Source organism: Veillonella agrestimuris (assembly GCF_943193065.1).
GTDB lineage: Bacteria > Bacillota > Negativicutes > Veillonellales > Veillonellaceae > Veillonella > Veillonella agrestimuris.
Map to the genome: position 1 here is coordinate 64,652 of NZ_CALPCS010000001.1, position 19,230 is coordinate 83,881.

Sequence of the window (19,230 nt, forward strand, 5' to 3'; positions counted from 1 at the left end):
AAAAAGCCCCACCATGCCGTAATGTACCGCGTTTTGATCCTGCATGGGCAGGTGGGTGCCCTCCTCATCCTTCAGTTGTCCCGTTAGGGCAGAACGTTCAGATGAGAGTCCGGGCTCCCAAAGTAAAAGTGTTGGCTCAAAACTGCGATATCACACGCACATGGCAGGGATATCTTTACTTAAATAGTATCAAAAAGATTCGTTCATTACAAGACTTGACATTTCAAAAAATGCAACATCTTGCCTAGCTTTTGTGCTATGCACAAGAGTCGATTAAACGAGTTTTTCTTCTACTACATCTGGTTTAATATGCAATTCTTTTAATTGTTTTGGTTCTACTTCGGATGGAGCTTGGCTCATTACGTCAGAAGCAGATTGTGTTTTAGGGAATGCAATAACATCGCGAATGGATTGACGTTTAGCCATTAACATAACAAGACGATCTAAACCGAATGCACAACCTGCATGTGGTGGCGCACCGTATTTGAAGGCATCAAGCATAAATCCAAATTTAGCTTTTGCTTCTTCTTCGGACAAGCCAATAGCAGCAAATACTTTTTCTTGTACATCGGATTGATAAATACGCAAGGAACCACCGCCAATTTCTACGCCATTTAATACCATGTCGTAAGCAATAGCTTTTACGCTACCTGGATCAGATTGCAATTTATCTAAATCTTCGTGGCGTGGCATAGTGAACGGATGATGCATTGCTACATAGCGTTTTTCATCTTCGTTATATTCGAACATAGGGAAATCTGTCACCCAAGTGAATGCTAATAAGTCTTCGTCAATCATATTCATGCGACGAGCCATTTCAAGACGCAATTCACCAAGAGCACGAGCTACTACAGAAGGTTTATCTGCAATCATCAATACTAAATCGCCCGGTTTTGCACCCATTTTAGCGCCAATATTTTTGATTGTATCTTCCCCTAAGAATTTCATAATTTGAGATTTAATAGAACCATCTTCATTGAAGCAAGCCCAAGCTAAGCCTTTGGCACCATAACGATTTACATATTCTACTAAATCATCTAATTCACGACGTGGAATGCCCGCATCATCAGGTACAACAATACCTTTTACGACGCCGCCATTATCGATAACAGAACGGAATACTTTGAATTCTGTATCTTTTACAAGATCTGTTACATCAGTAAATTCCATACCGAAACGAAGATCTGGTTTATCAGAACCATATTTATCCATCGCTTCATCCCAAGTAATGCGAGGCATAGGCAATGGAATATCTTTTCCCAACGCAGTTTTGAAGACATGGGCAATCATTTGCTCTAACATAGAGTAAATATCTTCTTCATCGACAAAGCTCATTTCCAAGTCTAATTGAGTGAACTCTGGTTGGCGATCAGCGCGCAAATCTTCATCACGGAAACAACGAGCAATTTGAAAATATCTTTCATAGCCAGCAACCATCAAAATTTGTTTAAAAATTTGAGGGGATTGTGGCAAAGCGTAGAATGTACCAGGATTTACACGAGAAGGTACTAAGTAGTCACGAGCCCCTTCTGGTGTCGATTTAGTCAACATTGGTGTTTCAATTTCTAAGAAATCACGAGTATCAAAGAAATCGCGCATTGCTTTCGTCACTTTATGACGCAAAATCAAATTGCGTTGCATTTCTGGACGGCGCAAATCGAGATAACGATATTTTAAACGAATATTTTCGTCTACATCGATATCATCTTGAATGTAGAATGGCGGCGTTTTAGCTGTATTTAAGACGCGCAATTCTTCACAATACATTTCATAAGCCCCTGTTGGTAAATTAGGGTTTACTGCAGATGCATCACGCTCTGTAATTTTACCGCGTACGCAAAGAACATATTCATTACGCACATCTTCTGCTTTGTGGAAAGAGTCTACATTGTGATCTGGAGACGCTACTACTTGTACTACGCCAGAACGATCGCGTAAATCCAAGAAAATCAACCCGCCGTGGTCACGACGACGTTCTACCCAACCACATAATACGACTTCTTTACCTACTTCTGCTTGAGAAATAGTGCCACAACCGTGCGTACGGTGCAAGCCTTGCATTGTTTCCATTCTACTTGTCATCCTTTCACCAATGAAGATATACGATTAACGAGGGTATCTAAGGATACGGTCTCTTGTTCACTTGATTCCATAAAACGAATGATAGCCTCTTTATTGGCTAATTCATCATCACCCAATATAATAACATATTTCGCATTAATTTTGTTAGCATATTTTAATTGAGCTTTCATGCTCTTTCCTTGCCCGTCCATTTCGGCAGTGATGTATTCATTACGCAAGGCTTGGCAAATTTTGAAAGCCTCCACTTTCGCAGCTTCCCCTAATGCGAGAACAAAGACAGATGATTCCACAATAGGTTCTGGCAACAACCCTTGTTTTTCCAAGGCTAATAAAAGACGCTCCATCCCCATAGCAAAACCGATAGCTGGCGTATGTGGACCATCTAATTCTTCTACAAGACCGTCGTAACGACCGCCCCCTGCAACAGCACTTTGTGCACCTAATGGAGTATATTGCACTTCAAAAGCTGTTTTCGTGTAATAATCTAATCCTCGTACGAGACGTGGGTTCAAATTATATTGAATGCCTGCTGCATGGAGAAAAGCTTTTAACTCTTCGAAGTGAGCATGACACTCTTCACATAAATGTTCATGAATCTCCGGTGCTCCTACGGATAAAGCTTTACAAGTTTCATTTTTGCAATCTAAAATGCGCAATGGATTTTTATATAATCGCTCTTGGCATGTAGGACATAATTGGTCTTTTTTAGGTTCAAAGAACTCAATCAGTTTTTGACGATATGCAGGTCGGCAATTCGGACAGCCTACGGAGTTCACTTCTACGTTTAGATCTTGTAAACCAAAATCCTTTAATAGCTGAACCACCATACAAATTACTTCGCTATCTACTACAGGAGATTGAGAACCTAATACTTCTGCGCCAAACTGGTGGAATTCGCGATAACGGCCAGCTTGCGGTTTATCGTGGCGAAACATCGAGCCCATATAATACCACTTGGTCAACGCTTCTTTACCATACACTTTATTTTCTAAATAAGCGCGCACGGCAGATGCTGTATTTTCTGGACGCAATGTAAAGCTTTGTTCTTTATCATCGCTAGTAGAAAATGTGTACATTTCCTTCGATACTACATCGGTCGTTTCACCAATACCACGCAAAAATAATTTTGTATCTTCAAAGACAGGTGTACGAATTTCACTAAAGCCATAAGCCTTGCAAATCTTGCGCATCCGATCTTCAATAAAATGCCAATTTCCAATTTGTTCTGGCAAGAAATCTTGCGTACCTCTCGGTTTTCTAATAGCCATTATGGCACCTCCCAAAACGAATTACACAATGCATGCCGCTTTTCTAATAAGGATTGTATAGTTTCATTATAGACAGTTACATCTTTTGGCATATGTTGCTTCTTCTGTCTAAATAATGGAGCTTTCATCCATTTCGACGAACTCCCTGGTCCTGCAGAGATAATCGTTTGCCGCTCTTCCATCATGTTTATATTGTATATACAAGCCTTTCCAGGCAAAGTATAGCCGATATTTTCAAGTTGTCCTTTCATATATTGTTGGCGATATAAATAATAGGGTACATAACCAGCTTCTTCTAAGCGCTCTTTTGCATACTGTACCATATCTCGCACTACCGATTCATGGGGAATCTGTTCTTGCATTTGCAAATCATATAAAGGGCTTCCCCGTTTAATAGCTAACGTATGAATTGTAACATTTTCAGGCAAATTCTGACAAATATAATCCATATTGTGTACCATATGATGCATCTCTTGATAAGGTAAGCCCGCAATAAAATCCATATTAATGGCTAAATTAGTATGGTTTCTTACATAGCTATACATATCATGGATATCTTGAACGTTATGGCCACGACCGATAATACGTAATATATCATCATCCATAGTTTGAGGATTGATACTAATACGACTGACACGGCACGCCTGGAGAGACTTAAATTTCTCTTTCGTCATCGAATCCGGTCGTCCGGCTTCTACCGTAAACTCTCGCCCTTCTTCAATTAAGTGAGATAAAGACGTCAATACCTTGTGGAAAGACTGTTCGTCTAAAACCGTAGGTGTGCCGCCTCCCATGTATAAAGTGTCCACATTAAGTACATACCGCTGGCGTAGAGACTGAATGTCCTCTATATCGAGGAGTAAACTTTTGATGAAATCATCTCTATACTCATAACTTTGGTATAAACCATAAGGAAAAGAACAATAGACACAACGCGTATCACAGAAAGGAATGCCGCAGTAAATACTAATATCTTTGTCTGTTATCCCTTCTACATACGGTCGTTGATAAGCCCCTATAGCAGCCAGTGTATCAAGCTTTTCTTTAGACACAGAAAACTCGTCCCTAATGTGACGAGTCGCTTCTTCTATCGAACCATATGTATCAATGTATTTGTGAAGTAATTTTGTAGGCCTTACGCCAACCATAGTGCCCCACTCATTATAAGGATCTAACCCTTGTATCTCTCGAAGAAATACTAATAGATCTTGCCCTATTTTACGGCGCCCCAATGATGTTACAGGGCCTTCAAAACGTCGTTCCTGTCCACAAACGGACACAATTAATATATAGCAATCCCCCTCTTCCACAGCTACTAATAGCACATCGGGATTGAGTGGATCCGAAAACAGACCGGCAGCACCACAATTGTGGGCCACTACCGAACCAAGTGGCAGTGGCCCTGTATAATGATATCCATTAAGCATGATGAGTCATTCGATCTAACTTTTCAAGCTCTGCTGGTGTCATATGTTCTTGGCAATTGCTGCAGTAACCATATACTTTCAATTGATGGTCGATGGTACGGAAATTCAATTTTTTTGCAATAATCGATTCCAATGTTTCCAACATATCATCTTCAAATTCAGATACTTTACCGCATTTTACACAAATCAAATGATGGTGGAAATGAGCAAACTCTTCGTCATTTAATTCGTAACGATTACGGCCATCACCAAAATCAAGGCGTTTTAACAAATCTAATTCTGTAAATAAATCCAATGTACGGTAAATTGTGGCTAAACCGATATCTGGAGCCACTTCTTTTACCAATACATATACGTCTTCTGCACTCAAATGATTTTCTTCAGCATTGATGAAAGCTTGCAAAATCGTTTGACGTTGTGTAGTCAATTTGTATTTTTTATCTTTAATGCGTTCTTTTAATTTTTCTAATGTCGTGTTCATGCTTATCTCCTCAAATCTCTATGACTATGCGCCCACAAAAGGATTATGTGCCTTTTCAAAACCGATTTGCGTCTCTGGTCCATGTCCAGGATACGCAACCGTTTCATTAGGCAATGTATATAATTGGGTGCTAATAGATGCAATCAAAGTATTGTAATCGCCATTGACAAAGTCCGTACGGCCAATAGATTGTTGGAACAATGTATCGCCTACAAATACCACCCCTGGCGTATAATAACAAACGCCTCCCGGTGTGTGACCAGGTGTTTCATATACTATCAATTCAATAGAACCACAAGTAATAGTATCACCTGATTTCACCTCTATAATCTCGCCATTCACCGTAATCGGTGTAGGACTGCTATAAGCACTGAGGTTTAACTCAGGATCGCTTAAATAAGGCACATCATTGTGGTGCATATAAATCGGTATGTTATAAGCATCTACAATATCTTGAACACCACCGATATGGTCCCCATGCCCATGCGTGAGTAATATTGCCTTTGGTTTAAGTTGGCGTTTTTCCATTTCTTCTAAGATTTCTGAAGTAGCCGGATCAATGATCAATGCTTCTCCTACGTTTTTATCGCCTATAACATAGCAATTAGTCCCTAACGCTCCTAAAGGCATGCGCATAAGCGCAATCTTTGATGTGTCCATTATGCACCTCCTTTGCTACGTTGCACAGTATAAACTTCTCGAATGCGACGTAATTTAGTCATTACAAAATCAAGTTGTGATATATCTTTAATTTCTACTATCACATTGATGTTGACATTCTTTGACTCTTCAATGACTTTCGCATTCATATTAGTTATGGTAATTTTCAGTTCAGACAGAACGGCCATGACTTCCATCAAAATACCAGAACGATCGTAAGCTTGAATATCAATACCCACATGGAAGGATTCACTAGATGCGCCATCCCAGGATACTTCAATCATGCGCTCTAAATCTTCTGGGCTATGACCGATACTTCTACAATCGCTGCGATGTACGGAGATACCTCGGCCACGCGTAATATAGCCGATAATATCGTCTCCCGGAACTGGATTACAACATTTTGCCATCCGTACCATAAGGCCTGCTTCGCCTTTCACTAAGACACCTGTACCATTTTTAGATTTCTTTGTCCCTTGGTTCCGAAGTTTCTCAATAATCTGCTCTGTTGTCTGTTTCGATTCTTCCAAATCTTTCGACTTTTTGTAAAGATCCACTAAACGCAACAGCACAGTACTAACAGGAATCCCCCCGTAACCACAGGCTGCATATAGCTCTTCTTCGGTGCCACTTTTTAGCATATTCGTAACTTCCGCTATGCGATTTTCAGCACATAATTCTTTGAAATTATAGTTGAGCCGTTTCGCTTCTTTTTCTAGCGTTTCTAAGCCTTTTTCAATATTTTCAGCTTTATTCTCACGTTTAAACCAATTCCGAATTTTGCTCTTTGATTCCGACGAACCTACAATGTTGAGCCAATCTAAAGAAGGTCTACCAGTTTTAGATGTAATAATATCAACAATATCACCATTTTGCAGCGTGTAATCTAAAGGTACAATTTTTCCGTTTACTTTAGCCCCTACACAACGATGACCTACATCGGTATGTACCCGATAAGCAAAATCCAATGGGACAGAACCAATTGGTAATTTTACAACGTCCCCTTTAGGCGTAAAGACAAATACTTCTCCAGAGAATACATCGAGCTTCAAAGCATTCACAAGCTCTGTAGGGTTACTCGTATCTTGCCATTCTAGAACTTGACGAAGCCATGCTACTTTTTGGTCAAATTCCTTGTCTCCCCCTTTAGGGCCTTCTTTATAACGCCAGTGAGCTGCTACACCGTATTCAGAAATACGGTGCATTTCCCAAGTACGGATTTGAATTTCTACTGGTTGCCCCATCGTACCGATAACAGTAGTATGCAAGGATTGATACATGTTCGATTTCGGCATAGAAATATAGTCTTTAAATCGATATGGTAATGGCTTCCATAAACTGTGAGCAATACCGAGAACGGCATAACAGTCTGGCACAGAATCGACAATAACGCGGACCGCTAACAAATCATAGATTTGGGATAAGTCACGATTGTCTTTTTTCATTTTTTTATAAATGCTATAAAAATGTTTCGGACGCCCTTTAATATCTGCTGTAATATGAGCTTCGCCTAAGGCTTTTTTGAGTTGCTCCATCGTATCATTAATGATATCTTCCCGTGCCTGCCGTTTTTGTCTCATTTGATCTACTAAATCATAGTAGCGATCTGGCTCTAAATAACGGAATGAAAGGTCTTCTAATTCCCATTTCACATTGAAAATACCTAACCGATGAGCAAGGGGTGCAAAGATTTCTAACGTTTCTTTGGCAATGCGCTTTTGTTTATCGCTTCGCATATGTTTTAAAGTTCGCATATTGTGCAAACGGTCCCCTAGTTTGATAACTACAACGCGCACGTCTTTCGCCATAGCTAAGATCATTTTGCGGTAGTTTTCCATTTGCCGATCTTCTTTTGTTTCATATTGGAATTGGTTCAATTTAGTCACACCATCAACTAAGAAGGCTACTTCGGAACCAAACATATCTTCCAAATCTTCTTTTGTATATTCTGTATCTTCCACCACATCGTGGAGGAGTGCTGCAATGAGAGTAATGTGATCGATTTGCAAATGCGCTAAAATCTCAGCCACTGCTAAGGGGTGCATAATGTAAGGCTCCCCAGAGGCTCTAAATTGCCCGTCATGAGCTTTTTCAGCAAGGAGGAAGGCTTTCATAACGAGGTTACATTCATCTTCGCTTAGATAAGTCTTAATGTAATCCATAAATTCCGTTAGCGCCTTATCTCTGTCGAATCCGCTAGATTCTACTATAGCTTGGCCTACTTCATTTACAGTACTCATACAATCACCTCCTACTGGCTATATGTTAAAAACGTAATAGACGTAGTTAAGTCGAGTCGGCCATCCACAACGTTCCAACGCAACATATTTTGTCCATTATCGTTCACTTCTTCGCTAATAATACCTAATTCTCTAAATACATCGATAGCCATTAACGCAGAACTACCATTTTGATCAGCTGGCTTCTTCCGCAATATATCTTGCTCTACATAGTACATAGAACGAGATCCGCTTTTCAATGTATGTCTCATAATGCTATAAATAGCCCGTAAACCTTCTGCTGTTAAGGCGATTTTCTCTTCCACAACAGGTTCAATGTCTTGTATCATCAATTGCGGTGATACAGAACCGTGCCATTCATTTTTTTGCAATGTGAAAGCTACTTTCACCATCATTCCTGGGAATATATGACGGAACAATTCCGGCCGATTCCAAGCAATTCCATCAATAGAACCATGGGCACTTTCAAAAATTACCTTACAATGGTTTTTCATTTGCCCCATGAGCATAATATCTTCCACTTTTGCTTCCATTACGGCAAACACAGGTGTACTATTGCCCATGCCATAGGGTTCCAAAGCAGACACTTCATCAATAATATCTACTGTAATGTCCTCAACTGGCACAGTCGCATCGATAGATACAACAGGAATATATTCATCACTACTAATGCGCTCTTTACAATACTCTGTTAAACGGGAGCGCAAGTCGTCAATGCGATCTGCTTCAATACTAAAACCTGCTGCCGCAGCGTGGCCCCCAAATTGAATCAACAAATCTTCGCAATATTTCAACGCATCATAAATATTAAACCCATCAATACTACGACAAGATCCTTTCCCAATACCATCAGAAATACTAATAACTAATGTAGGTTTATAAAACTCTTCTACTAACCGAGATGCTACGATGCCAATAACCCCCGGATGCCACTGTTCTCCAGATACAACAGTTACATAATCTGCTAAATGGCCTTGTGCGGTCACATTAGCACGGGCTTCTTCGTGAATGGATCGCTCAATTTCTTGGCGTTCCATATTAGTTTCTTGCAACTCCATAGCAATGGCTTCTGCTTCATCGCTGCTATCTGTAATCAACAATTCTACAGCTCTCGTTGCATGAGTAACGCGACCCGCCGCATTGAGACGTGGGGCTAAGGTAAAGCCTATGTGACCAGCTGTAATTTGTTTTCCTTTTAAACCTGCTACTTCCATCAATTTATGAATGCCTAAGTTAGGACATTCATTCATCTTTTGCAAGCCTGCTTGGACGATAATCCGATTCTCTCCTACCAAAGGGACTACATCGGCTACCGTACCTAAAGCGACGATATCTAAATCGTCTAAATACCATTCGTTATGTTGACGAAGATAAATTCCTTGGCACAATTTAAAAGCCACCCCTGCACCTGATAAGTGCTCAGCTTTATAGGTACAGTCTTGTTGCTTGTGATTAACAACAGCCTTCGCTGGTGGAATTAAATGTGGTGCTGTATGATGATCCGTAATAATAATATCGACGCGGTCTTTAACGGTATTGACAATATCATAAGAACTAATACCACAGTCTACCGTAATAACTAAATCAGTTCCATCTTCAATCAATTGCTCTAAGGCTTCTAAATTTAAGCCATACCCTTCACTTTGACGCTCTGGAATATAATAAGAAGCATTGGCCCCAACTTTCACTAAAAAGCGATACACTAAAGACGTAGCCGTAATGCCATCTACATCATAATCGCCATAGACGACAATTTTTTTGCCCTCTTCAATAGCTGCCACAATAATGTCTACGGCAATATCCATATCTTTTAAACTAAAAGGATCTAGCAAATCTTGAAGCGAACCGCCTAGGAAATTACGCCCTTCTGCTACATCAATACGGCGATTAGCCATTAATTTCGCAACAATAGGATTGACACCGAGTTCACGGATCAATGTATTCTCTTGTTCTGTTTGGTGAGGGGCAATACGCCATCTCTTTTTCTTGATCATGAAAACTCAGCTCACTTTACTTTATAATCAATATTGTTTATATTAATCACTTATTATCATTATCATTTTAATTTATTATACACCAAAAAGACCTATAAATAAATAAGACATTATAGAAAAATAGAATTGAGAATATTCTTCTTTCTCAAAAAAAAAGCACTTCCTATTATCATTATCAATAATAGAAAGTGCTTTTCTGATATTCAAATACATGACGCGTTAGAAACGGAAATCTCGTTCCCCTGTTTCCATTTGGTCAATGTAATTACGCGCACGGTCTTTTACAAGATCATTTTTAATTAACTCTAATTGTTCTTTAATAACCTCTTTACCGTGAGCTTTCGTTTTTTCATCACCATAATCTAAAATATATTCGTTTAATGTCATCAGCGCATTTGGTTGACAGCAGTTATGAATTTGCCCTGATTTAGCGAGAGCCATAAAACGGTCACCTGTCCGGCCTGCACGATAACAAGCAGTACAAAAACTAGGTACATAGCCTAAGTCTAAGAGCCAATCTACGATTTCCGCTAAGGTTCTCGTATCACTGCGATCAAATTGAGCTGTATTTTCTTCTTCTGGTTCCTCTTCTTTGTAGCCCCCTACGCTTGTACGAGAGCCACCACTAATTTGAGAAATCCCTAATGCCAACCCGCGCTCACGCATTTCCTGACTTTCACGAGTAGACATAATCATCCCCGCATACGGCGCAGATACGCGAATTAAAGCAACAATTTTTTCAAAAATATCATCTGGCACAGCATTACTGAAATCCTCTACATCGATATCGTCGGCAGGACAAATACGAGGCACACTAATCGTATGAGGACCTACACCATAAACAGCTTCCAAGTGTTCTGCGTGCATCAAGAGGCCTACAAAATCGTATTTATAATGCTCTAAACCGTATAGAACGCCGATCCCTACGTCATCAATACCGCCTTGCATAGCTCGATCCATAGCTTCTGTATGATACGCATAGTCGCTTTTGGGACCAGTTGGATGAAGGGCTTCGTAATTTTCTTTATTGTATGTTTCTTGGAATAATGTGTACGTACCGATGCCAGCTTCGTGAAGTTTTTTATAATCTTCTACAGAAGCGGCTGCAATATTGACATTAACACGACGAATTTCGCCATTTTTATTTTTGATGCTATAAATCGTCTTAATAGATTCCAAAATATATTCTAATGGACTATGTAGTGGATCTTCACCAGATTCGATAACGATTCGTTTATGCCCCATCGCTTCTAAAGCGATAACTTCTTCTCTAATTTCGTCTTGTGATAATTTTTTACGTTTAATATCCCTATTTTTAGAGTGATACGGGCAATATACACAACCATTAATACAATAGTTGGATAAATAGAGAGGCGCAAACAAAACGATACGATCCCCGTAAATAGCTTGTTTAATCTCTTTTGCCAAAGTAAAAAGCTTTTCTTTATATTCTGGCAACGGGCATTCCAATAGAACGGCTGCTTCTCTGTGGTTTAATCCTTTAAATGTAGCTGCTTTTGCCAAAATTTGATCTAACAATTCTCTATTTTCTTTATTTGCCTCTGCATAGGCAAGAGTATCTAAAATCTCGTCATGCGAAATAAACTCCTCAGCTTTGAGAGACTTTACATCATACATAGTACTTACCTCAATTCTTTATCTTCCACAATAGTGCAATGAACTATCATAGAATATATATGTGAAATAGCAATGATATATAATACCGAATATGTGATATATGTACACTCTATTTCGAAAAGTATTAATATATCTACTGTTCCTAAGTATATCACTATTCCTACTAAAAGTCATGGGGATTTAAATACTATTATGTAAACTCATCTATTTTCCCCATGCATTATATAAATCCTGCATGGCTAATTCTTTTGCAATAATACCATGCGCCATCCAGAGAGAGCTATCTACAACTAATACATGATTCTCTTTTACTGCTTTTAAATTATTCCATAATACATCTTGCTCCATATCTTTTAGCCGCTCCATCGCTATATTAGAGTTATTAGAAGAAGTTGAACCATAACCGGCAGACACAACGAGATAGCCTGCATCTAGATCTGGTAATCGTTCCAAAGAAATAGCATTATTACTGGTATTTAATTCTGATTCCAGTGCCATCTGAGCCGGTTTAATATTAAGCAAATCCCCCATAAAGCGGTTCAAATCGTTTTTTAAATAAGAATATAATCTAATTTCCTTATTAAGGACCCGCAAAACGGCTGCTGTTTCGCCCTTCATATGGTCTGCCAAGGCGATACGCGTCGTCTTAGCCTTCTCATAATAGGCTTTCAATCTCGCTTCGCCTTTGTCAGGTACGCCCAACGCATAGGCAATAGCCAACAGTGTCTCTTCGCTTTTATTAACATTAAACGCAACGGTAGGAGCAATGTTACTTAACGCATTATAGGCACCTTGTCCATAAGAATCGCGCATAATAATCAAATCCGGTTGTAACGATTGTACTTGTTCATAATTAATGGTTTTCGTTTCGTCATTAATGCTAATGAGTTGTACATTTCGTGCTACTAATTCATCGTATAAGTAGCTTTTATCATTATAACTAGCTGCTATAAAAGGCTCATCAAGAGCTATTAAAGGATCTTCCGCTCTAATCACAACGATGCGCGTATGTTCTTTTGGCATCACTGTCGTACCTAATCTATGATGGACTGTAATAGTCCCATTGTCTTGGACTACCATTTTTTCTGCTGATTTCTTAACAGATACTAAGCGTTTAGCAAATTCTTTATCAATAGCAGTTGGGTCATTAGAACGCTCCAAATAGGCTTGCGTTGTTTCTGGCAAAGCATGAACAACGGCTTCATAGGATTGATGTTGTTCTTCTATGCCACAGCCAGTAATACTGAGCACGGTGAAAGCCCCTACAATCATAGCTTTCCATATACGATTCATATTAGAACACTCCTCTATCAACATGAGACATAGCTTTCATAGAATAAGGAATACAGAAAGGTCTATTCGTTCTAGGATCATTCATTATAGTCGAATCAATACCAAAGACATCCATCAACATATCGTTGTGAAAAATTTCATACGGCGTCCCTTCATATAGAATTCTCCCTTTTTTCATAGCCACCAAATAATCGGCAAAGCGTGCTGCCTCATTAAGCTCGTGGATAACCATGATAATAGTTTTATTATATTTTTTATTTAGCAAATCTACTAAATGCAATACATCCATTTGGTGAGATACATCAAGAAAACTCGTCGGTTCGTCAAGGAATAGAATATCTGTATTTTGCGCAATGGCCATAGCAATCCAAGCCCGTTGTCGCTGACCGCCAGACATATTGTTAATCCCTCGATCTGCGTAGTCTAACAGATCTGTTTCTTTTAAAGCCCACTCTACCATTTCCCGATCTTCTTTTGTAGATCGAGCAAATAAACTGCCTTGATGTGGCGCGCGACCATACATAACAAGTTCTCGTACTGTTAACTCACCTGGAGCACTTGGATTTTGCGGCAAAATAGCCATCCGTTTAGCCAGTTCTCGACTATCATAGGAATCGACTCGTTTCCCATCTAACAAGACATCTCCATCCATAGCGGGAATAATACGGCAAATCGTTTTTAACAGCGTCGATTTGCCACATCCATTGGCTCCAATGAGGGCCGTTATCTTTCCTTCCGGAATAGTAAGATTTAGATTTTCTATAATCTTTGTCTCTCCATAACCAGTCGTTAAATTTTTTACTTCTAACTTCATCTATCGTACCTCTATACTTTCGTCTTTGCCAATATGTATAGGAAATAAGGTGCCCCAATGAGGGATATAATGATGCCTAACAAAATTTCATCAGGCGCAATAATAGCGCGACCAATCCAATCAGCCCCGACTACGAGGATGGCCCCAATGAGAGCAGTTAATGGTAAAAAGTAGCGATGGTCAGCCCCTATCAAACGCCGTGCAATATGAGGAGCAATCAACCCTACAAAACCAATATTACCACCTATAGCTACGCAAAAAGCAGCCAACAGAACGGCTACAATTAAATAGAGAAAGCGCGCCCTATTGATGTTCACTCCTAAACCAATAGCCGTTTCATCAGCTAAGGCCAATAGATTTAACTCCATATACCGAGCATATAAGAAAAGACCGAGAATGAGTACAACCGGCGCTAATAACCACACATGAGGCCAACTGTTGCCAGAAATAGTACCTATCGTCCACGTATTAACGAGGTAAAACTTATTAGGATCCAGACGAGTAACGAGAAGAATTTGTATAGCGTGAAAGCCAGCACTCATAGAAATCCCAGTAAGAATCAATCGATACGGAGAAATAGTGGCACTCCCTCGATAAGAGAGAAAATAAATCAACAATGCCGCCACCGTAGCACCCAATACAGCTACAAAAGGTAATGTCCAAATTCCTAAAGATGTAGTGGAACCAGTAAAAAATACAAGTAATACCACACCCAATCCGGCACCAGCATTAACACCTAACAAACTAGGACTAGCCAATTCATTGCGGGATATAGTTTGAAAAATAGCCCCTGATAAAGCTAATCCTATGCCGATAAAGAGAGCTAATACGGTTCGAACAAGACGAAAATCAAAGACTGTCAGATTTTCTACGTCACTGCCACCGCCTAATATAATTCGAAGTAAATCAGCCCCACTCATATCGCTAAAACCAGTCTGCAAATGACCATATATAGCACCTAGTAAAAATGCTATTAACACTAGGAGGTATATATAAAAACGACGTTTCATCTTATTTGCCTCCTTTGCGATTTGCTAAATATATAAAGAACGGTACCCCTACAATAGCCGTAATAGCCCCTAGGGGCGTTTCAAAAGGAGGATTGATGACCCGTGCCAATATATCCGCAATCATGACGAGGACAGATCCTAATAAGGCGGAAAAAGGAATGACAAAACGATAGTCAATGCCAATCAATTTCCGTGTAATATGAGGTACTACAAGACCTACAAAGCCTATAGGACCTGCTAAAGCTACAGCTGATCCACTTAAGATTAATACGGCAAGACCTGATAAAAGCCTCGTTTTCTGTAATTTACTGCCTAAACCAATAGCCACTTCTTCACCAAAGCTCAATAAGGTGACGCCCTTAGATACATACATAGCAAGTATCAGGCCTACAATAGTCCAAGGCAAAACCAAGAAAATTTGCTCCATTCGAACGCCACTAATACCGCCTGCGGTCCAGAAACTTAGTTCTTGCGCCACTTGGAAAAAGACTACTAGCATATGTGTAATAGCTACAAAGACAGTACTAATGGCAGTGCCAGCTAAGGCTAAGTAAACAGGAGTAGCCCGTCCCCCTACTTGCTTCGCTAAGAGCAATATAAAAAGCGTCGCTAATGCAGCCCCAGAAAAAGCAAATAAAATACTGCCATTTAAAGATAAATCGGGAAATACAATCATTCCCACTGCCAAACCGAAACTAGCTCCAGAAGTAATCCCTAATACAGAGGGGCTAGCCATAGGGTTATTCGTAACGCCTTGCATAAGTGCGCCCGATACAGCAAAACTGATGCCCACTATGAAAGCCGATAACATACGAGGCATACGTAGAGACTGGACCACTAATTGATCTACATTGGTAGAATCATAACGGACTATAGAATTAAGAATTTCATCAATACCAATGGAACGTATCCCTATATATAAAGAAGCTAACATCGATACTACTAAGAGCAGTACCATCCAGATACCTACAGTCATTTTAGGCATAAAGGATTGTCGCTTATCATTTCCCATAATAACTCCTTACAACTACAAACTATCTTTTATATAAAAATGAGTCTCAATTATTTTAACATGTTATCTCTATAATTTATAGATAATTCTATGAATTCAGCCCTATAAATGACATCTTCATAAGAGATTTATAAAACAAAAAATCCCTAGTGGGGATACCACTAGGGATCTTATTATGCTATTACGCCTCTACAGGGTAAACGCTAACTTTACGGTTATAACGACCAGCACGTTCAAATGCTACTTTACCAGGCACAAGTGCGAATAAAGTATCATCTTTACCGATACCTACGTTAGTACCAGGGTGGAAATGAGTACCACGTTGACGAACGATGATATTACCGCTTTTTACGATAGAACCATCATGACATTTAACGCCAAGGCGTTTAGATTCGCTGTCACGACCGTTACGAGTACTAGACACACCTTTTTTATGTGCGAACAATTGCAAATCAAAAGTAAACATGAAGTTCACCTCCTATACTTCCTGTATTTGGACAAACTGTGGATATTGCTTACTAATTTCTTCTAATCCAAGAATCATAGTTTCCAATATATCCTGCCCACTCTGGGTAATCTCCCCAGAAAGGACCATATCACATTGGCCTTCCCCATTGGAGAAGTCACCAACTTGCTCAGCAATATTGGTGAGACCTAATATAGCCGTAGCAGACAATGCAGACACTGCCGCACAGACTATATCGTAACCAAATTCATCATATCCTGCATGACCAGACATGTGACAACCAATAACTTGATCATCATCATTCCGTTTGATTTCAATAGAAACCATAATTAAGCTTGGATAGATTCAATACGAACTTTTGTGAACGGTTGACGATGACCTTGACGACGACGGTAGTTGGATTTAGCTTTGTATTTGAATACTAAAACTTTTTTACCTTTACCATGTTCAAGAACTGTACCTGTAACTTTTGCACCGTTTACAAGAGGAGCACCAACTTTAACGTCGCCGTTGTTCACTACAGTTAATACTTCGTCGAAAGAAACGGATTCGTTAGCAGCTGCTTCCAATTTTTCGATAGTAATTACATCGCCTTCGGAAACGCGATATTGTTTACCACCAGTTTTAATAATTGCGTACATGAGAACACCTCCTTGTTATCGAACTCGCTGAATACGGTATCCCCAACCCCAAAAGGTGGGGCCTTTAAACCTGATTCATGCGGATTGCAAAGTTCAGTAAACCGAACTAATACTGATATATTATATCTTGTATTATACCTATTGTCAAATTAAACCTGCATGTTCTAATAGATGTTCTATTAAAATTTTAAGGCCAATTAAGATTAATATGACGCCGCCTATCAGTTCTGCATAGCGACCGACGAAGCCCCCCATAAAACGCCCCAAATAAATACCAATTAAGGAAATAATAAAAGTAATAACACCAATCATAGTCGATGCCTGCCATACATCGATATCCATAAAGGCAAAAGTAAGACCCACCGCCATGGCATCAAGGCTAGTCGCTACAGCGAGGACAATCATTTCCCAGAAGCTTAATCGCTCCCCTTCACTATCATCGTCTGTTTCGTCATTATAGCTTTCACGAATCATAGATATCCCTAAATAGGCGAGCAATATAAATATAATCCAATGATCAAATTCAGCGATAATATGGATAAATTGTTTACCTACAGCCCAACCAATGACGGGCATCATGAACTGAAATAAGCCAAATAAGGCGGCCAAGAGAATTTTGTGACCGTGACAGCCCTTCGGCATAGTTAGCCCTTTCCCAATAGACACGCCAAAGGCGTCCATGGCTAAGCCTAAACTAATAAATATAATTCCAACAATTGACACTGTATCCACCTATATAAGAGAAAAATAGATATTATATAACACTCGTTACTATTCCGATACAGCCATCAATGAATATCCTTCACGGCTCATCTGTTCATTAATAACGACAGAAATAGTGCGACCTATAGATTGTCCCAAATCTTCCACAATGGCTTTAGTTAAATATTGTCCCACTTCTGGATGCACTTCCACTTCTAGATTCGATTTAATACGGCCTGCTTTAAATAATTCGCGAATGCGTCGCACGATTTGCATATACACTGTACGGCCTGACAACATATAGCCCGTACCACCACATTGTGGACATGTATCAAACATCAAACTCTGTAAGCCTTGTCGTGCTCGCTTCCTCGTCATTTCTACTAAACCAAGGGCGCTAATACCACAAACGACAGTCTTCATTTTATCTTGCTTCGCCAATTGCGTTAAAAGCGCCACCAATTGTTGTTGATGTTCTTTCATTTTCATATCGATAAAATCGATAACGATAATACCTCCAATATCGCGAAGTCGCAGTTGCCTGCAAATTTCATAGGCCGCCTCTTTATTTACTGTGAAAGCAAGGTCTTCCGCTTTATTTGAATGGCCTGTGTAATGAGCAGAATTGACATCGAATACGGTTAAAGCCTCAGTATGATCAATGCGAATAGATCCACCAGAAGGAAGGTTAACTTCCCGAGAAATCAATTCTTCCAGTTGAGATTCAATATGGTTTGCTTTGAATATAGGCGTACTCTTATGGTGAAGTGTCACAGCAATCTGAGAAGCTGCTGGGCCCACACCAAGCAAATCGTTTAACCGTTCTACACCTTGTTTCGAATCTATAATAATTTCGCTCACATTGCGGTGCGCGTAGTCTCGCACAAGGCGAAACCAAAAGTCCGCATCACTATATAGATCGGTTCCACTTTTAGCGACTTTAAAACGTTTTGTCACATGTTGCCAAGTGCGCCATAAATACTCCATATCTCGCTTGATTTCTTCTTCTGTAGCTTTCTCGGCAGCGGTACGAATAATGAAACCCGCTCCTTCTCGCACATACGGTTCTGCTAAAGTTTGTAAATGATTGCGAAGAGCTTCATCAGTAATTTTCTTAGAAATATGCATGCCTTCCGAATACGGCAATAGAACCATAAACCGCCCTGCTAAACTGACATCAGCAGTCACACGAGCCCCTTTACCAAGCATTTCTTCTTTAATAACTTGTACGAGCACTTGTTGGCCTACAGACACATTGCGAAGAATTTTTAATTGCTTTCCTTGTTGTAAGTTCAAGTATGCATTTTGCGTGCCTCCAATATCGACAAAGACAGCTTGCATGCCAGGTACTACATTTTTTACAGTACCTTTAAACATGTGGTTTACTATATGGGTATCGTCGGTTCGTTCTAATACAAAGTCCACTAGCTGACCTTGTTCATCAACAACAGCCATACGAATTTCTTCCCGCATCACATTAACTAAGATTTTATTCATGAGCC

17 protein-coding genes and 1 other RNA gene are annotated in these 19,230 nt (G+C 39.7%); all 18 read right to left on the reverse strand.

The annotated features are described in order from the left end of the window. Position 1: 1 nt before the first annotated feature. Positions 2-173, reverse strand: a non-coding RNA gene (ssrS, locus tag NFR29_RS00310) — 6S RNA. Positions 174-273: 100 nt separating this feature from the next. Then, complete coding sequence (aspS, locus tag NFR29_RS00315) at positions 274-2,070, reverse strand: aspartate--tRNA ligase (protein WP_251421494.1); 1,797 nt, start codon at positions 2,068-2,070, stop codon at positions 274-276. A gap of 8 nt (positions 2,071-2,078) precedes the next feature. Beyond that, positions 2,079-3,350: a histidine--tRNA ligase gene (hisS, locus tag NFR29_RS00320; RefSeq protein ID WP_251421497.1), complete on the reverse strand. Its 1,272-nt coding sequence runs from the start codon at positions 3,348-3,350 to the stop codon at positions 2,079-2,081. Beyond that, positions 3,350-4,777: a coproporphyrinogen dehydrogenase HemZ gene (gene hemZ / locus NFR29_RS00325; RefSeq protein WP_251421500.1), complete on the reverse strand. Its 1,428-nt coding sequence runs from the start codon at positions 4,775-4,777 to the stop codon at positions 3,350-3,352. The genes hisS and hemZ overlap by 1 nt, the downstream gene beginning before the upstream one ends. Beyond that, positions 4,770-5,258: a Fur family transcriptional regulator gene (locus NFR29_RS00330; protein ID WP_251421503.1), complete on the reverse strand. Its 489-nt coding sequence runs from the start codon at positions 5,256-5,258 to the stop codon at positions 4,770-4,772. Before NFR29_RS00330 ends, hemZ begins: the two co-directional genes overlap by 8 nt. 24 nt (positions 5,259-5,282) lie before the next feature. After that, a complete protein-coding gene (locus NFR29_RS00335; RefSeq protein WP_251421507.1) occupies positions 5,283-5,918 on the reverse strand; it encodes an MBL fold metallo-hydrolase in 636 nt (211 codons plus the stop codon). Continuing rightward, complete coding sequence (locus NFR29_RS00340; protein ID WP_251421510.1) at positions 5,918-8,158, reverse strand: RelA/SpoT family protein; 2,241 nt, start codon at positions 8,156-8,158, stop codon at positions 5,918-5,920. Before NFR29_RS00340 ends, NFR29_RS00335 begins: the two co-directional genes overlap by 1 nt. Positions 8,159-8,169: 11 nt before the next feature. Next, positions 8,170-10,152: a single-stranded-DNA-specific exonuclease RecJ gene (gene recJ, locus NFR29_RS00345; RefSeq protein WP_251421513.1), complete on the reverse strand. Its 1,983-nt coding sequence runs from the start codon at positions 10,150-10,152 to the stop codon at positions 8,170-8,172. Between the two features lie 219 nt (positions 10,153-10,371). Further along, positions 10,372-11,790, reverse strand: a complete 1,419-nt coding sequence (gene hydG, locus NFR29_RS00350; protein ID WP_251421516.1) for a [FeFe] hydrogenase H-cluster radical SAM maturase HydG — start codon at positions 11,788-11,790, stop codon at positions 10,372-10,374. Between the two features lie 204 nt (positions 11,791-11,994). Then, positions 11,995-13,083, reverse strand: coding sequence for an ABC transporter substrate-binding protein (locus tag NFR29_RS00355; RefSeq protein ID WP_251421519.1), 1,089 nt, complete (start codon positions 13,081-13,083; stop codon positions 11,995-11,997). A 1-nt stretch (position 13,084) separates the two neighbouring features. Beyond that, on the reverse strand, positions 13,085-13,897 hold the full coding sequence (locus tag NFR29_RS00360; protein WP_251421522.1) for an ABC transporter ATP-binding protein: 813 nt from the start codon (positions 13,895-13,897) through the stop codon (positions 13,085-13,087). 11 nt (positions 13,898-13,908) lie between these two features. Then, on the reverse strand, positions 13,909-14,907 hold the full coding sequence (locus NFR29_RS00365) for a FecCD family ABC transporter permease (RefSeq protein WP_251421524.1): 999 nt from the start codon (positions 14,905-14,907) through the stop codon (positions 13,909-13,911). Position 14,908: 1 nt separating this feature from the next. After that, a complete protein-coding gene (locus tag NFR29_RS00370) occupies positions 14,909-15,919 on the reverse strand; it encodes a FecCD family ABC transporter permease (RefSeq protein WP_251421528.1) in 1,011 nt (336 codons plus the stop codon). A 181-nt stretch (positions 15,920-16,100) separates the two neighbouring features. After that, positions 16,101-16,385, reverse strand: a complete 285-nt coding sequence (gene rpmA, locus NFR29_RS00375) for a 50S ribosomal protein L27 (protein ID WP_004696430.1) — start codon at positions 16,383-16,385, stop codon at positions 16,101-16,103. Between the two features lie 12 nt (positions 16,386-16,397). Beyond that, positions 16,398-16,712, reverse strand: coding sequence for a ribosomal-processing cysteine protease Prp (locus NFR29_RS00380; RefSeq protein ID WP_251421533.1), 315 nt, complete (start codon positions 16,710-16,712; stop codon positions 16,398-16,400). A 2-nt stretch (positions 16,713-16,714) separates the two neighbouring features. Continuing rightward, positions 16,715-17,026, reverse strand: a complete 312-nt coding sequence (rplU, locus tag NFR29_RS00385; protein WP_251421535.1) for a 50S ribosomal protein L21 — start codon at positions 17,024-17,026, stop codon at positions 16,715-16,717. 144 nt (positions 17,027-17,170) lie between these two features. Continuing rightward, positions 17,171-17,749: a manganese efflux pump MntP gene (locus tag NFR29_RS00390; RefSeq protein ID WP_251421537.1), complete on the reverse strand. Its 579-nt coding sequence runs from the start codon at positions 17,747-17,749 to the stop codon at positions 17,171-17,173. 48 nt (positions 17,750-17,797) lie between these two features. After that, entirely contained in the window at positions 17,798-19,225 is a 1,428-nt protein-coding gene (locus NFR29_RS00395) for an Rne/Rng family ribonuclease (protein ID WP_251421540.1), read from the reverse strand. Between the last annotated feature and the right edge of the window lie 5 nt (positions 19,226-19,230).

What these genes read in the sequence shown, in the direction of transcription:
- aspS (WP_251421494.1), bottom strand. Translation starts at nt 2,070, where the DNA reads ATGGAAACAATGCAAGGCTTGCACCGTACGCACGGTTGTGGCACTATT.
- hisS (WP_251421497.1), bottom strand. Translation starts at nt 3,350, where the DNA reads ATGGCTATTAGAAAACCGAGAGGTACGCAAGATTTCTTGCCAGAACAA.
- hemZ (WP_251421500.1), bottom strand. Translation starts at nt 4,777, where the DNA reads ATGCTTAATGGATATCATTATACAGGGCCACTGCCACTTGGTTCGGTA.
- NFR29_RS00330 (WP_251421503.1), bottom strand. Translation starts at nt 5,258, where the DNA reads ATGAACACGACATTAGAAAAATTAAAAGAACGCATTAAAGATAAAAAA.
- NFR29_RS00335 (WP_251421507.1), bottom strand. Translation starts at nt 5,918, where the DNA reads ATGGACACATCAAAGATTGCGCTTATGCGCATGCCTTTAGGAGCGTTA.
- NFR29_RS00340 (WP_251421510.1), bottom strand. Translation starts at nt 8,158, where the DNA reads ATGAGTACTGTAAATGAAGTAGGCCAAGCTATAGTAGAATCTAGCGGA.
- recJ (WP_251421513.1), bottom strand. Translation starts at nt 10,152, where the DNA reads ATGATCAAGAAAAAGAGATGGCGTATTGCCCCTCACCAAACAGAACAA.
- hydG (WP_251421516.1), bottom strand. Translation starts at nt 11,790, where the DNA reads ATGTATGATGTAAAGTCTCTCAAAGCTGAGGAGTTTATTTCGCATGAC.
- NFR29_RS00355 (WP_251421519.1), bottom strand. Translation starts at nt 13,083, where the DNA reads ATGAATCGTATATGGAAAGCTATGATTGTAGGGGCTTTCACCGTGCTC.
- NFR29_RS00360 (WP_251421522.1), bottom strand. Translation starts at nt 13,897, where the DNA reads ATGAAGTTAGAAGTAAAAAATTTAACGACTGGTTATGGAGAGACAAAG.
- NFR29_RS00365 (WP_251421524.1), bottom strand. Translation starts at nt 14,907, where the DNA reads ATGAAACGTCGTTTTTATATATACCTCCTAGTGTTAATAGCATTTTTA.
- NFR29_RS00370 (WP_251421528.1), bottom strand. Translation starts at nt 15,919, where the DNA reads ATGGGAAATGATAAGCGACAATCCTTTATGCCTAAAATGACTGTAGGT.
- rpmA (WP_004696430.1), bottom strand. Translation starts at nt 16,385, where the DNA reads ATGTTTACTTTTGATTTGCAATTGTTCGCACATAAAAAAGGTGTGTCT.
- NFR29_RS00380 (WP_251421533.1), bottom strand. Translation starts at nt 16,712, where the DNA reads ATGGTTTCTATTGAAATCAAACGGAATGATGATGATCAAGTTATTGGT.
- rplU (WP_251421535.1), bottom strand. Translation starts at nt 17,026, where the DNA reads ATGTACGCAATTATTAAAACTGGTGGTAAACAATATCGCGTTTCCGAA.
- NFR29_RS00395 (WP_251421540.1), bottom strand. Translation starts at nt 19,225, where the DNA reads ATGAATAAAATCTTAGTTAATGTGATGCGGGAAGAAATTCGTATGGCT.